At 65.2% G+C, this 14,851-nt stretch carries 9 protein-coding genes and 1 tRNA gene; 5 read left to right on the top strand and 5 right to left on the bottom strand.

What is annotated here, in order from left to right:
- Window positions 1-97: 97 nt before the first annotated feature.
- The 4 genes from C662_RS01505 to C662_RS01490 form a co-directional block, all read right to left on the bottom strand.
- Window positions 98-3,364: an EAL domain-containing protein gene (locus tag C662_RS01505; protein ID WP_002923992.1), complete on the bottom strand. Its 3,267-nt coding sequence runs from the start codon at window positions 3,362-3,364 to the stop codon at window positions 98-100.
- A 12-nt stretch (window positions 3,365-3,376) separates the two neighbouring features.
- Entirely contained in the window at window positions 3,377-3,781 is a 405-nt protein-coding gene (locus C662_RS01500; RefSeq protein WP_002923988.1) for a response regulator, read from the bottom strand.
- 2 nt (window positions 3,782-3,783) lie between these two features.
- Window positions 3,784-5,637 (bottom strand): PAS domain S-box protein, encoded by a 1,854-nt coding sequence (locus C662_RS01495; RefSeq protein ID WP_037983965.1) that lies wholly within the window; start codon window positions 5,635-5,637, stop codon window positions 3,784-3,786.
- A gap of 376 nt (window positions 5,638-6,013) precedes the next feature.
- Window positions 6,014-6,103, bottom strand: a tRNA-Ser gene (locus tag C662_RS01490).
- A 264-nt stretch (window positions 6,104-6,367) separates the two neighbouring features.
- Between C662_RS01490 and cas1f the strand changes: the two genes are divergently transcribed.
- Together cas1f and cas3f are read left to right on the top strand one after the other, a co-directional pair.
- The gene (cas1f, locus tag C662_RS01485; RefSeq protein WP_002923981.1) at window positions 6,368-7,345 is read left to right on the top strand and encodes a type I-F CRISPR-associated endonuclease Cas1f; all 978 of its coding nucleotides are present in this window, start codon (window positions 6,368-6,370) and stop codon (window positions 7,343-7,345) included.
- Entirely contained in the window at window positions 7,342-10,713 is a 3,372-nt protein-coding gene (gene cas3f / locus C662_RS01480) for a type I-F CRISPR-associated helicase Cas3f (protein ID WP_002923978.1), read from the top strand. Before cas1f ends, cas3f begins: the two co-directional genes overlap by 4 nt.
- A gap of 69 nt (window positions 10,714-10,782) precedes the next feature.
- Here the strand turns inward: cas3f and C662_RS01475 are convergent, their stop codons facing one another.
- Entirely contained in the window at window positions 10,783-11,022 is a 240-nt protein-coding gene (locus C662_RS01475) for a nucleotidyltransferase family protein (protein WP_232433192.1), read from the bottom strand.
- 425 nt (window positions 11,023-11,447) lie between these two features.
- Between C662_RS01475 and csy1 the strand changes: the two genes are divergently transcribed.
- Genes csy1 through csy3 form a run of 3 tightly spaced genes read left to right on the top strand, consistent with a single transcriptional unit; the run spans window position 11,448 to window position 14,851 of the window.
- The gene (gene csy1, locus C662_RS01470) at window positions 11,448-12,815 is read left to right on the top strand and encodes a type I-F CRISPR-associated protein Csy1 (RefSeq protein WP_002923969.1); all 1,368 of its coding nucleotides are present in this window, start codon (window positions 11,448-11,450) and stop codon (window positions 12,813-12,815) included.
- Window positions 12,812-13,798 carry a type I-F CRISPR-associated protein Csy2 gene (gene csy2 / locus C662_RS01465; protein WP_002923967.1) on the top strand — a complete coding sequence of 329 codons (987 nt, stop codon included), beginning with the start codon at window positions 12,812-12,814 and terminating at the stop codon, window positions 13,796-13,798. Before csy1 ends, csy2 begins: the two co-directional genes overlap by 4 nt.
- Before the next feature lie 33 nt (window positions 13,799-13,831).
- On the top strand, window positions 13,832-14,851 hold the full coding sequence (gene csy3, locus C662_RS01460; protein ID WP_002923965.1) for a type I-F CRISPR-associated protein Csy3: 1,020 nt from the start codon (window positions 13,832-13,834) through the stop codon (window positions 14,849-14,851).

Raw genomic sequence — 14,851 nt, 5'->3', positions numbered from 1 at the left:
CCGCAGCATGAAACGGAGGCGGCTCGGGGCCAATGGGTCGCGGGGCAGGACCTTGGTCTACGTGCGAAAGGAGTTCCCCTTGAAGGTCAATCCTCCTCTACCCGAAGCCCAGCCGGCGGCCCTCGCGCACAAGTGCGGCAAAGGCGTGCGCCTCGAGCGGAGCGCTGAAAAGGTAACCCTGCATTTCATCGCAGTTGTGGCGGCGCAGGAAGTCGAGCTGGGCCCGTGTCTCGACCCCTTCGGCAACCACCGTCTGGCCGAGACTGTGGGCGAGCGAGATCACCATCAGCGCGATTGCGGCATCCTCGGCTGAGGTCATGAGGTCGGTCACGAAGGTCCGGTCGATCTTGATGCTGTCGATGGGAAAGCGCTTGAGGTAATTGAGGCTCGAGTAGCCGGTGCCGAAGTCGTCCAGCGAAATCTGCGCACCGAGCGCCTTGAGAGCCCTTAGCGTGGCGATGGTGGCCGCAGGGCTGCGCATCACACCGCTTTCGGTGACCTCGACATGCAGCTGCTTCGGCGCGACGTTGGACGAGCACAGCGCCGCTGCGAGCACACCGACGAGGTTCTCGTGCTGGAACTGGCGGGCCGACACATTCACCGCGACGCTCACATCGCACAGCCCCTGCTCGCGCCAGTCGCGCAGTTGCCGGCACGCGGTCGCAATCACCCACTCACCAACGGGTACGATCAGCCCGGTCTCCTCCGCAAGCGGAATGAAGTCGCCGGGCGGGATCAGCCCGAGGGACGGGTGGCGCCAACGGATCAGCGCCTCGGCGCCGACGACGCAGCCGGTGCGCAGCTCGACCTTGGGCTGGTAGTGCAGTTCCAGTTCGTCGTGCTCAAGTGCGTAACGCAAGCCGTTTTCGAGCTCGAGCCGCTCGAGCGTGCGCGCGTTCATCTCGGGTGCGTAGAACTGGAAGCGATTGCCGCCGAGATCCTTGGCGCGGTACATCGCGACGTCGGCATTCTTCACCAGGGTCGGGACGATCGCACCATCACGCGGGTAGAGCGACACGCCAAGGCTACCGTTGACAACCAGGTCATGCCCCGACAGCCTCATCGGCGCCGCCACGGCCACCAACAGCTTGGACGCGATGGTCGCCGCGTCATCCTCGGCGCCGAGTTCCGGCAGCACGATCATGAATTCGTCCCCACCCAGCCGCGCCACCGTGTCGCCCTGGCGCACGCAAGCGGCGAGACGACGAGCGACCTCGCAGATCAGCTCGTCGCCAACAGTATGGCCGAGACTGTCATTGACGAGCTTGAAGCGATCCAGGTCGAGCAGCATCACTGCCACCGCCCAGGCACTACGCTCGGCATGGACAATCGCCTGCTGCAGTCGGTCGTTGAGGAGATTGCGGTTCGCAAGGCCGGTCAGCGCATCGTGATTGGCCTGCTGCTCGAGCTGCTCCTCGTAGCGCATGCGTTCGGTCAGATCATTAAGGATGGCGATGAAGTGCGTCACCCGGCCACCGTGATCGCGCACCGACGCCAGCGCGATCTCGTTCCAGAACAAGCTGCTGTCCTTTCGATAGCAGCGCAGCGTGACGCGGGCATCGCGTCCCCAGCGGACCGCCTCGCGCAGCCGCTCGATGTCGGCTTGGTCCCAGTCGCGACCGATCAGCAGGCGCGCATTGCGACCGATCGCCTCATCGGGCCCATAACCGGTCATCAGCGTGAAAGCGGGATTCACGTAGAGAATCGGATTGTCGGCCGCCTGGTCGGCCGCGCTGATGACGATCGCATTGATACTCTCCTCGATCGCACGATTGTGCAGCCTGAGCGTCGCCTCGATGCGTTGCTGGGCAGCGCGCGCGCGCAGGGTGCGGATGCCGTAGGCGATGTCGTCGGCGAGTTCGACGAGAAGCTCGACCTCGTCGGCGTCGAAAGCATCCTTCTCGGCCGCGACGATGCACAGCACGCCAAAGCTGTCGGATTCGTGGGCCAGCGGAAGCACGGCCGCAGCATTGAAGCCACGTTCGAGCGCCACCGCCCGCCAGCGCACGACACGTGGGTCGCTGCCGATGTCATGCACCACCTGAGGCTTGCCGGTGCGCACGGCCTCACCCGCCGGGCCGCGGCCAAACTCGTTGTCGGCCCACGAGAGGCGGAACGAGTTCAGCTGCCCGGTGTCGTCCCCCGCACTCGCGACGGTCTCGATCGTGCAATCCTGATCATGCCGCGCCATCCCAATCCAGGCCGAGCCGTAGTTGCCTAGCGCGACGAGAAAACCACACATTTCCTCAAGCAACTGGCGCTCGTCGGTCGCACGCACGAGCGTGCGGTTGCACTCGGCCATCACTCTGCGGGCACGCAGCACCCGCCGCAATTGTCCTTCGGCACGCTCACGGGTCGCGACCTCGCCCGCAAGGTCAGCGGCCCGCCGCTCGAGCTGGCCGTAAAGGTTCCAGTTCTCGTAGATGTGGCCGGCCTGGGCCGCATGGGCACCCGAAATCCATTCGTCCTCGGCGGTAAACTCCGACGCACCGAGCTTGTCCAGCAAGCAGACCCAGCCGAACACCGAGGTCGCCGAAGCGATTGGCGCTGCAACGCCGCAATGCACGGCAGGGAAATCGCGCGGCAGCCCCACACCTTCAGGCCGCCCGTCGGCATTGACGAAGCGCACGGGCCTGCGCTCGGCGAGCACGCGCCGAAACGGCCCCTCGTCGAATCTGCGACCCTGCAGCCCCTGTGCCTGCTCCGGCGACAGGCCGCAACCGAGCACAAAAATCGATCGGCCGTTGCCGCGGTGCTCGAAGCAGAGAATCGCGTAGCGCGCTCCCGTCAGCGAACGCGCGCCCTGGCACACCTTGTTGAGCAGCACTAAAGTATCCCGCTCGGCAGACAACTGCAGGTTCAGCTCGGTGAGCGCCGCGAGGCGCTGGTTGGCACGCTCGAGCTCGGCAGCCTTCTCGGCCAGCTTGTCAGTCAGCACCCGCAGGTGTTCGCGGTCGAACGCCTCGTCGGTGCCTACGGCAGCCGCCCCCTTGGGCTCGTTCGCGAGAGCCTCGTCAATGGCTGCGAGGATCGCCTCGGGGCCGGAGGGTTTGGCCAGGATCCGCGAGACGCCAAGAATCGTCGCCAGCTTGCTCGCCTCGCGCTCATGGTAGTTCGCGGTGTAGAACATCACCTGAGTGTCGGCAACCGCCGGCTCCGCGCGCAGCCTACGTACGAATTCGTATCCGTCCATCGTCGGCATCAGGATGTCGCAGATCACCAGTTGCGGGCGCTCGGCCCGCACGATGGCGAGTCCCTCGGCGCCATCGCCAGCCTCGAAGGTCTCATGACCATCGTAGCCGGCAAGGGTGGCGATCAGCTCGCGATTCGCCGGATGATCATCGATGATCAGAAGCTTCGCCATCTCACTGCTCCTCTACGGCCCAGACGATGAACCCGCGTGGCGCCGCCCGGCCTGCAGGAACTTCTCAACCTCGCCGATGAAAGACTCGGGCACGATGGGCTTCGACAAGTAGCCGCCGAAGCCCGCATCCATCACGCGTGTACGATCGGCCGCCATCGAGAACGCGGTGACCGCGATCACGGGGAGCCCGTCCAGGGTCGCGTCCTGACGGATCCGGCTGAGCAGCTCGAAGCCGTCCATCACTGGCATCCTCAGGTCGCTGATGACCAGATCCGGGCGGGGCAGCTGATGCACGAGCGCAAGCGCCTGCTCCCCGTCCTCGGCACGCAGTACGGTGTGGCCACCCGCCTCCAGCAGGTAGCCGACCAGTTCCAGATTGGCCTCGTTGTCATCGACGATGACGATGCGGGCAGCCATGGTCATCCTCCCGGCAGCACGAGTGTGAAGCTGCTGCCCCGGCCCGGCGCGCTCTGCACAATGATCCGCCCGCCCAGCGCCTCTGCAAGCTTCTGGCTAAGGTGCAGACCGAGTCCGGTACCCTCGGCCCCCTCGGCGCCCTTGCCGCGTTTCGCGGTAATGCGCGAGAAGGGCGCGAACAGGCGTGTCTGGTCCTCCTCGCTGATGCCCATGCCGGTGTCGCTCACGGTCACTGCGACCACCCCCGCCGCACCTTCCCGCATCCGCGCCAGGCGCAGGACCACGCAGCCTTCCTCGGTGAACTTGATGGCGTTCTGCACGAGGTTGATCACGATCTGGCTGAACGCACGCCGGTCGGTGCTGAGCGGGCAGGCTCCCGGCGGCGCCTCGACGCTCAGATCCAGGTGCCGCCGCTCGGCCTCGGGGCGCAAGGTCCCGACGATATCGTCGATGAGCGCCCGGCAATCGATGATCTCGGGGCTGAGTTCGATCTTGCCCGCCTCGATCTTCGCAATGTCGAGCAGGTCGTTGATCAGTGCAAGCAGATGCTGGGCGCTCGATTGCACGGTGCGCAACTGCTTGTGCTGCGCCTCGTTGAGTGGGCCCGGAAGCTTCATCAGCAGCGTGCCGGTGAAGCCGATGATCGCATTGAGCGGGGTACGCAGCTCATGGCTCATGTTGGCGAGGAAGTGGTCCTTGGCCGCGTTCGCCCGCGCCAGTTCGACGTTCTTCTGCTGCAATGCGCACTCGAAGCGCTTGCGCTCGGTGATGTCGCGGATGGCACTGGAGACCAGCATCCCATCCTCGGTCTCGAGCGGGCTCAGACTGATCTCGACCGGAAACTCGTCGCCGTTCTTGCGCCTGCCATACAGCTCAAGTCCCACACCCATCGGCCGCACGCGCGGATCGGCGAAGAAGGCCTTGCGGTGCCCCGGGTGTTGCGACCGGTAGCGCTCGGGCAGCAGCATCTCGATCGACTCGTCGGCAAGCTCCGTGCGCGTGTAGCCGAACAGCCTCTCGGCCTGGGTGTTGACCAGCACGATGCGGCCCGCGCGGTCGACGATGACCATCGCATCAGGAGCCGACTCGAGCAAGCCCCGGAACTTCTGCTCCGCCTTCTTTCGCCCGCTGACATCGCGGATCGCGCTCATGACGAAAGCGCCCTCATCCGTGGCGAGCGGACTCAAGCTGATCTCGACCGGAAACTCCGTACCATCCTGGCGCAGACCGAACAACTCCAGGCCACTCCCCATCGTACGCGTGCGCAGCTGGCCGAAATAAGTGACGCGATGCCTCACATGCGCGCCACGGAAGCGCTCGGGCAACAGCGACTCGACCATCCTCCCGTGTAGCGTGCCCGAGGCATAACCGAACATGGCCTCGGCCTGACTGTTCGAGAATACGATGTACCCGGCCGCATTGATCATCACGATCCCGTCCGGCATGGATTCGAGCAGGTTCCGATAGCGCGCATCCATCAGCTTCGCATCACGGGCGGCCTTGAGCTCGGTGACGTCCTTGATGGTGACGACGACGTGCTCGGCTTGCCCCGAGGCATCCGGCACCGTCCTGCACAAGATGGAGACGTAGAGGAGCGAACCATCCTTGCGCCGGCGCAATGACTCGATCGCGGCGTAGCCATTCTCGAGCACCTCGCGCATCATCCCGCGCTCATCGTCGAGACCGTCGGCGGGCACCAGGATCTCGCTCAGCGCGCGCCCCACCACCTCATCCGCGCGGTGGCCAAAGACCTCTTCGGCACGACTGCCCCAGTACAGCACCGTCCCCCTCGGATCAACCACCAGGACGGCATCGGGACCCTCTTCGAGAAAAAGTCCGCACGCATCGGTTGCCATGCCTACCCCCTCCGCAAGCTGCCGCACCCGCTTGCCCACAAGCTGCCAGGTTGTGGAATCTGCAGCGGCACAGGTGGCAAAGGGCCGGACGCTCAAGCCGACGATCAATTCGGTCTGCGCGGCATCGACAGCCAAGCTCATGACAAAGATGTAGCAGCGTCCCACCCGAAGATCAAACTGCGCGACCGGATTGATCGTCCGCTACCGATCGCCGCGAGACACCACCCGCGAAGCGGCGACACTCCCTTCGCGGGGCTCGGTCGACCAAGGGGGAGGCTCGATGTGGGCGGCTTTCGCCCGCACGATGGAGGGCGATTGATGATTGAGGTGCGCACGACAGAAGGGCGCGCAGGAGCCGGAACCATGCAAACGGGGGTGGCGGAGGCGGTGAGATTCGAACTCACGAGGGGCGTAAACCCCTGACGGTTTTCAAGACCGTTGCATTCAACCGCTCTGCCACGCCTCCGCAAGGCCGCGGATTATAGCGCAAGGGCCGACGGTGCGCATTTGCCGCAAGCGTCACCCATTTCCCGCAGCCATGCTAGCGAACACCCCCCAGCGTTTGCCCCCACTGTAGGAGCGGCGCCAGCCGCGAGATCTTACTGGCATGCCCACTCACCTCCATAGACCTCAGTAGAAGATCCGCCTTGTCGATGCGTTACCAGCCAACACTGATGCTCATATACTCGTCAGCAATGCCACTCGCGTTTCTCAACATCATGAGGCCGCCATGAATGTTCTTACACCCTCGGATCTCAAGACCATCCTGCATTCGAAGCGAGCAAACCTCTACTACCTCGAACACTGCCGTGTCCTTGTGAACGGTGGCCGCGTCGAGTACGTCACCGACGAAGGCAACCAGTCGCTGTACTGGAACATCCCCATCGCCAACACCACCACTTTGCTGCTCGGCACCGGCACCTCGATCACTCAAGCGGCGATGCGCGAGCTGGCCAAGGCCGGGGTGCTGGTGGGTTTCTGTGGCGGAGGCGGCACACCGCTGTTCACCGCCAACGAGGTCGACTTCGAGGTCGCGTGGTTCTCGCCGCAGAGCGAATACCGCCCGACGGAGTACCTGCAAGCCTGGGTGCGCTTCTGGTTCGACGACGTACTGCGGCTGAACGCGGCCAAAGCCATCCAGCAGGCCCGGCTCACGCGCATCGCGGCACATTGGATCAACAACCCGCGACTCGCGGAAGCGGATTTCGTCGTACCCCGCGAACGGCTCGAAGCCGCACTGGAAGCCTCCCGGCGCGCCATCGTCGCAGCACCCGACAACACCGCCCTGCTCACCGAAGAAGCCCGCCTCACCAAGACCCTGTTCAAACTCGCCTGCGACGCCACCGACTACGGCGAATTCACCCGCGCCAAGGGCGGCAGCGGCGGCGACCCGGCCAACCGTTTTCTCGATCACGGCAACTACCTCGCCTATGGGCTGGGCGCCACCGCTACCTGGGTGCTCGGCCTGCCGCACGGCCTGGCGGTGTTGCACGGCAAGACACGACGCGGCGGGCTGGTGTTCGACGCCGCCGACCTGGTCAAGGACGCGGTGATCCTGCCGCAGGCCTTCGTCTCCGCGATGCGCGGCGACAGCGAGCAGGAATTCCGCGACAACTGCATCGAGACCCTGGTCCAGACCGAGTCGCTGGACTTCATGATCGACACCCTGAAGGCGATCGCCATTGAAACCGGGAAGCACGCCGCATGAACGTGCTACTCATCTCCCAATGCACCAAGAACGCGCTCACCGAAACCCGGCGCATCCTCGACCAGTTCGCCGAACGCCGTGGCGATCGCACCTGGCAGACGCCCATCACCCAGGCCGGGCTGGAAACCCTCTATCGTCTGCTGCGCAAGACCGCGCGCAAGAACACGGCCGTGGCCTGCCACTGGATTCGCGGCAAGGATCATAGCGAGCTGCTGTGGATCGTCGGCGATGCGCGGCAGTTCAATGAGCGGGGGGCGACGCCGACCAACATGACGCGGCGCAACGTACTGCGCACCGAGTCGGAGAACGACTGGCACAGCCTCACCCTCATCCACCTGCTGGCCTCGCTCGCAGCGCTGCTGCACGACCTCGGCAAGGCCTGCCTCGCCTTTCAGCAAAGACTCACCGCGACGGGACCAGTAGCACGCAACCTGTATCGCCACGAGTGGGTATCGCTGCGTCTGTTCCAGGCATTCGTCGGCAACAGCACCGACGCCGAATGGCTGGAGCGGCTCATCACCCCCTCTGCGGAAGATGACGAGAGCTGGACCGCGAGGCTGTTACGTGACGGAGAAGACCCCAAGGCCCGCGACAACAAGCCGTTCTCCCTCCTACCCCCGCTTGCGCGTGCGGTCGCGTGGCTGGTGCTGACCCACCACCGCTTGCCGCTCATGCCGACGAAGGATGCCAATGGGCAATGGAAGTGGCTGGGGGCACGTGTAACCGACCTGAGCGCGGCCCAATTGGACAACCTCTTGGAGAAGGTGGACGCGAACTGGAACGAACTTTCTGACGGAGCGAACAAGGACGCGATCGAGCCTTACTGGCGGTTCCCCCACGGCCTTCCGATCACAACCGATGCCTGGTGCAAGCGCAGCGCACGCGTGGCACGCCGGCTGCTGGCAATCGTGCAAAGCGCGGATGCGCGCGACTGGCTGCACGATCCCTACGTGATGCACCTCGGCCGCCTTGGCCTGATGCTGGCGGATCACCACTACTCCAGCCTCACCGACCCGACCGCGCGTAGCGACCTCAATCCGGCCTATCCACTGTTCGCCAATACCGACCGCAAGACCGGCACCTTCAATCAGACGCTCGACGAACACCTGCTCGGCGTCGCGCGGCACGCCGGCATGGTCGCCCATGCGCTCCCCAGTTTCGAGCATCACCTGCCACGGCTCGTCCGCCACAAGGGCTTGCGCAAACGCAGCGCAGACGCCCGCTTTCGCTGGCAGGACCGCGCGGCTGACCTCGCCGAGGCAATGCGCGAATCCGCCGCCGGCCATGGCGCCTTCATCGTCAACATGGCCTCCACCGGCTGCGGCAAGACGCTGGCCAACGCCCGCATCATGAACGCGCTCGCCGACCCGTCCCGCGGGCTGCGCTGCGCCTTCGCGCTCGGCCTGCGTACCCTCACGCTGCAGACCGGCCGCGCCTTCCGCGACGAGCTCCAGCTGTCCGACGATGCGCTGGCGATCCGCGTCGGAGGGGCCGCCAACCGCGAACTGTTCGAGCACTACGAGCAACTCGCCGAGCAGAGCGGATCGGCATCCACCCAGGCCCTGCTGCCGGAGGATGCGGGCGTGGTGTTCGAGGGCAACACTACTCACCCCTTGCTGCAGCGCCTGTCCCACGACCCGCGCATCCATGCGCTGATCGCCGCGCCGTTGCTCGTCTGCACCATCGACCACCTCACCCCGGCCACCGAAAGCCAGCGCGGCGGCGGCCAGATCGCGCCGATGCTGCGCCTGATGAGCGGCGACCTGGTGCTGGACGAACCGGACGATTTCGACATCGACGACCTGCCCGCTCTTAGCCGCCTGGTGCATTGGGCCGGCCTGCTCGGCAGCCGCGTGCTGCTGTCCTCCGCCACCCTGCCACCGGCACTGGTGCAAGGGCTGTTCGAGGCCTACCTCGACGGGCGGCGCTGGTTCCAGCGCAATCGCGGCGAGCGGCCTGGCGCTGCGCCAGAGGTGTGCTGCATGTGGGTGGATGAGTTCGACCAGACCCGGCATGACTGCGGCGAAGGCGATGCGTTTGCCACGCAACAGCTGGCGTTCGCCCAACGTCGCCATGCGCGCCTCGCCAAGGAGGCCGCACGACGACGCGCCGAACTACTGCCCCTTCCGCTCGCGGGCAAGGCGCGCGAGGTGCTGCGCCCCACCATGGCCACAAGCATGCGCGAGGCAGCCTTGAACCTGCACGCGGTGCACCACGCCATCGACCCCCAGTCCGGCAAGCGCGTCAGCTTCGGCCTGATCCGCATGGCCAACATCGACCCGCTAGTCGACGTCGCGCTGGCCCTCTACGCCCTCGGCGCACCGGACGACGCCCGGATACACCTGTGCACGTACCACTCGCAATATCCGCTGCTGATCCGCTCGGCCATCGAACACCGCCTGGACGCCGCGCTCAACCGCCGCACGGCCGACGCCGTCTTCGCGCTACCTGAGATCCGTAGCCGTCTCGACGCCAACCCGGAGACCGACCACCTCTTCATCGTGCTTGGCAGCCCGGTTACCGAAGTCGGGCGCGACCACGATTACGACTGGGCAGTGGTCGAACCGTCTTCGATGCGCTCACTGATCCAGCTCGCCGGCCGCATCCGCCGCCACCGCCCGGGCGCGGTAGACACGCCCAACCTCATGGTGCTGGACAGCAACCTGCGCCACTTCGAGCACCCCGGCGAACCCGCCTACTGCAAGCCCGGTTTCGAGACGCCCGAACCCCGCTTCAAGCTGCAGTCCCATTCGCTCACGGACTTGCTCGAAGCCGAACAACGCGAGGTCATCGACGCCCGCCCACGCATCCTGCCCAAGCCGGACGAAGCGCTGCAGCCAACGGCGAGATTGGTGGATCTCGAACATGCACGCATCCGCTACCAGATGCGCCCGCAGACCGGCGAGGCCGAACTCAGCGACTACAAACGGCGCAAAGGTGCCCGCCCGGCTCCACCGATCAACGCCACCACTCACTGGCTGCGGCCCGGCATCTCGCTGACAGCGGTTCTGCCCCAGCAACAGCCCTTCCGCTACGACCTCCAACCCAAGGTGGACATCGTCCTGCTGCCTGACGAAGAAGGCGAGGACTACGCCCTCCATCGCGTTGCGCCCGCGGAGGCGCGCTATAGCAAGCTGTACGTGAAGATCGAGGATGGCATGAACCACCGCATCGACGATGCGCAGGTGACCGGCACACGCATGACGCCGTGGGGCGTCACCGACTACATGACAGAACTGACTGCGCTGGCCGAGGAACGGGACATGACGCTGGAGGCATGCGCCGAGCGCTACGGCACGGTGACGCTACCCGAAAACCCGCAGGGCTGGCGGTTTCATCCGGCACTGGGGTTTACAAGGAATCGTTGATGGGTGGCGACACGGTTTGGTCACCGTCGGGAAGGCACAGCAGGGCCGCCGCCGCAGGGGCAACCCCGGTCACAAGGGTCGGGCCTCGGATAGCACGCGCTGCCGAATCTGCACCGGAAGATCACCCGGCGTTACTACGTCTACCGGAATGCCAAGCATCTCGACCAGCGCCTCCTGCAGCCCTCCCAGATCGAAGAGCGTCGCCCCGGGGAGTGGATCGACCAGTAGGTCGAGATCGCTACCTTCCTTATCAGTACCGCGTAGCACCGAGCCGAACACCCGCGGGTTGGTGGCGTGATGGTCAAGCACCAACTGCTCGATTGTGGCTCGGTAACAACGTAGCAAAGCTGACGGTTTCACAGTAGCTGCTGCCTGTCCGGCAGTTAACGTTGCTCAGGCATCGAGCGACGAATATTTCTGAGCTGCATTTCTGCAGTTGCGGAAGTCTAGCAGAGAGCCTAGACTCCGCCTCACAAACACCACTTTCTGTTACTTACTCATCTAACGATGAATAGGTTAAAAAAATCAGATGCCCCTGAGAGATGGCAGTCTCAAAGGGGCGTGCAGCGCCACAGCCAAGCAAGGTGGCCCCACCTACGGGATCTGTCGCAGGAAGGAGGTTCGAGATGTGATTGACCATCGCATGACCTTATTAGGGTGAAACGCAACGACTCACCACTCCCCGGAGCACTGCTCCGGGGATTCTACGTTCTTCTTACCTACGTGAGAATCCCATGCCTAGCACTTCCACCGAACGCCGGGCCGCTTTCCGCAACGCCATCGAGCACTTCCTCAAGGAGCGCCTCGACGCGAAGCTGGACAAGCTTCCGCCCGACGACCCGAAACGTGATGAGCTGATTGCTCAGCACGCTCGCGAGACCTGGCTGGCCGACGCCGCACGGCGTGTGGCACAAATCCAGATCGTCACCCACACGCTCAAGCCCATCCACCCCGACGCCCGCGGCACCAACCTCTTCCGCGCGCCCAACGAGTTGCCCGCGCACCGGGAAGTCGGCAGCCACGTCCTGGGTCAGGACTTCAGCAGTGATGTGGTCGGCAACGCAGCCGCGCTGGACGTTTTCAAGCTGCTGAAACTGCCGCTGGACGGGCGTCCCCTGCTCGCCTGGATGCAGGACGGCGATCCCGACATGCTCGGGGCACTCAGTGACGACGCCGATCAGGCAAGCGAATGGTTGACCGCGTTCACCGGCATCACCGCCCCACGCAGCGCCACGCCGAGTTCGCACGCCCTGGCCAAGCAGCTCTACTGGCTGGCGGGTGAAGACCCCGCCGACGACGCTCAGTATCACCTGCTCGCGCCGCTGTATTCGAGCGCGCTGGCCCACGCCGTCTTCCAGACCATCAACGAGGACCGTTTCGGCGAGGCCGGCAAGCTCGCGCGACAGGCACGTTACGCGCAACGCGACCACGACACCGGCTACCGCGAGTATCCCGATCTCGCCGTGCAGAAGTTCGGTGGCACCAAACCGCAGAACATCAGCCAGTTGAACAGCGAACGCGGGGGCAACAATTACCTGCTGGCCTCGCGTCCGCCCAAGTGGAAGACGCGTGCATTGAAAGCGCCGCTGTTCACCGAATCGGTTTTCCCCCGGTTCGGCGGGATTCGGGAAGTGCGGGCCACGGTGCGCGTCCTGCGTGATTTCCTCGAGAGCGACCCGCCCTCAACCATGGAAACCCGCAACCGCCGTGATGCCCTGCTCGATCGGCTGATCGACGAACTGGTCGACTTCGCCCATCCCCTGCAAGCCACCCTGCCGGCCGGTTGGACGCGCGATACGGATTGTCGCCTGGTCGAAGCCGAACGGCTCTGGCTGGATCCCGGTCGCGCGGAAACCGACGAAGAGACTGACACGGAATTCGGCGCAGCCTGGCAACGCATGGACTGGCCCGCCGAGCTCGGTCGCCGCTTCGGCAACTGGCTGAACCACGAACTCGGGCAGAGCTTGCCACTCGGCGATATCGAGGGCCGCCACTGGCGCGACGAGTTGCTGCTCCACACAGCTTGGGCCGGCAAGTTGCACACACTCCGGATTCAGGGCGATGCGCCGACCTACATTCCGGTGCGGGAGGCCGTGCAATGAATACCTTGCCCCATAGCGACGGCCTGCTGATCCTGCCGCGCCTGCGCGTGCAGAACGCCAACGCCATCTCCAGCCCGCTGACTCACGGTTTCCCCTCGATGACGGCCTTCCTCGGCCTGATGTGGGCGCTCGCCCGCAAGCTGGAACCGCACGACTTGCCGCTTGCCTTCGACAGTGTCGGCGTGATCTGCCATGACTTCGATGAACAGGTCACCGAGGGCGGCTATGTGAAGGCCTTTCGCCTGACGCGCAACCCGGTGGGCAAGGACGGTGGCAGCGCGGCCATCGTCGAGGAAGGCCGCATGCACATGGAGATCACGCTGATCTTCGGCATCAGCGGCGGCTTCGTCGAACTCGACGAACGCGCGCACGACGCCATCGCCCAAACCGTCGCCCATGAACTGGCCGGCATGCGCATCGCGGGCGGCAGCGTGCTGCCCAGCAGCGACTGGCGCAGTCGCCCGGCGGTGCTGCGCTTCGGCGACGATGCCGAGGACGTTCGCCGCCGCTTCCGCCATCTGCGCCGCCACTGGCTGCCGGGCTTCGCACTGGTGTGCCGGGACGATCTGCTGCATGCGCGCCTCGATCAACTGCGCGCAGCCGCACCGGAGACGACCGCGCTGGATGCCCTGCTCGATCTGTCGCGCTTCAACTGGCGGCCGGTTCGGCCAGACACTGAATCCGATGGCGCATCCGCCACAACGGTAAAGGTCGAGTGGAAACCCGAGCCACGGCCGGGCTGGATCGTGCCCATCCCCGTCGGCTTTGGCGCGCTGTCCGAGCTGTTGCCTGCGGGCGAAGTCCAAAGCGCGCGCGACCACGACACGCCCTTCCGTTTCGTCGAAAGCCTGTACTCCATCGGCCAGTGGGTCAGCCCGCACCGCCTGGACAACGCCGAGCAACTCCTTTGGTACGCCAGCACCGACCCGGCCGCGGGCCTGTACCGCTGCCACAACGACTTCGCATCCCTGCAGTCCGCCTGAATCGCAGAACCTCAACTGAAAGGAATCCAGACCATGACGCTCAAGACCGCTTCCGTGCTCGCCTTCGAACGCAAACTCGACCCGTCCGACGCCCTGTTCTACGCCGGCAACTGGGATCAACGTGACACCGCCAACGACTGGCACGCCGTGTCGATCCGCGAGAAGTCCGTGCGCGGCACCATCTCCAACCGGCTGAAGACCAAGGATCAGGATCCCGCGAAGCTCGACGCCGCAATCGAAAACCCCAACCTGCAAACCGTCGATGTCGCCGCACTACCCAGTAGCGCCGACACCTTGAAGATGGTGTTCACGCTGCGCGTACTGGGTGGTACCGGCAAGCCGTCCGCGTGCAATGACGCGGAGTACCTGAACAAGCTGCTCGACACCGTGCGCGGCTACGCAGATACGCAGGGCTTCGGCGAACTCGGCCGGCGCTACGCCTTCAACCTCGCCAACGGCCGCTTCCTGTGGCGCAACCGCATCGGCGCGGAGCAGGTGGAAGTGCGGATCGCCCATCTGGTGAGCGGTGCACCACAGGACACCTGGACCTTCGATGCCCTGGCGCTCCCGCTGCGCAGCTTCAACGCCCCCGCCGAAGCCACTGGCGCGCTCGATAGCCTCGCCCGCCTGATCACCGATGGCCTGGCTGGGCAGCAACACGTGCTGCTGCAAGTCACCGCCTTCGTCCGCATCGGCGCCGGGCAGGAAGTCTTCCCGTCGCAGGAGCTCATCCTCGACCGTGGCCGTGGCGACAAGAGCAAGACGCTCTACCATGTCAGCAACATCGCCGGCATCCACTCCCAGAAGATCGGCAACGCCCTGCGCACCATCGACACCTGGTACGAAGGCGCCGACGAAATGGGGCCGATTGCCATCGAACCCTACGGCTCCGTCACCACCCAGGGCAAGGCCTACCGCCAGCCCAAACAGAAGCTCGACTTCTACAACCTGCTCGACAACTGGATCATCAAGGACCAGACCCCGCCCGTGGAGCAGCAGCACTTCGTCATTGCCACCTTGGTGCGCGGCGGGGTCTTTGGCGAGGCGGGCTGA

Source organism: Thauera sp. 28, from assembly GCF_000310145.2.
In the GTDB taxonomy this organism is placed as follows: Bacteria; Pseudomonadota; Gammaproteobacteria; order Burkholderiales; family Rhodocyclaceae; genus Thauera; species Thauera mechernichensis.
Note: the sequence above shows the minus strand (reverse complement) of the source record. Positions and strands in the feature narration are given on the sequence as shown.

Coding starts and splice junctions, on each gene's coding strand:
- C662_RS01495 (WP_037983965.1), bottom strand. CDS start 5,637: ATGGCAACCGATGCGTGCGGACTTTTTCTCGAAGAGGGTCCCGATGCC.
- C662_RS01500 (WP_002923988.1), bottom strand. CDS start 3,781: ATGGCTGCCCGCATCGTCATCGTCGATGACAACGAGGCCAATCTGGAA.
- csy3 (WP_002923965.1), top strand. CDS start 13,832: ATGACGCTCAAGACCGCTTCCGTGCTCGCCTTCGAACGCAAACTCGAC.
- cas3f (WP_002923978.1), top strand. CDS start 7,342: ATGAACGTGCTACTCATCTCCCAATGCACCAAGAACGCGCTCACCGAA.
- csy2 (WP_002923967.1), top strand. CDS start 12,812: ATGAATACCTTGCCCCATAGCGACGGCCTGCTGATCCTGCCGCGCCTG.
- cas1f (WP_002923981.1), top strand. CDS start 6,368: ATGAATGTTCTTACACCCTCGGATCTCAAGACCATCCTGCATTCGAAG.
- C662_RS01505 (WP_002923992.1), bottom strand. CDS start 3,364: ATGGCGAAGCTTCTGATCATCGATGATCATCCGGCGAATCGCGAGCTG.
- csy1 (WP_002923969.1), top strand. CDS start 11,448: ATGCCTAGCACTTCCACCGAACGCCGGGCCGCTTTCCGCAACGCCATC.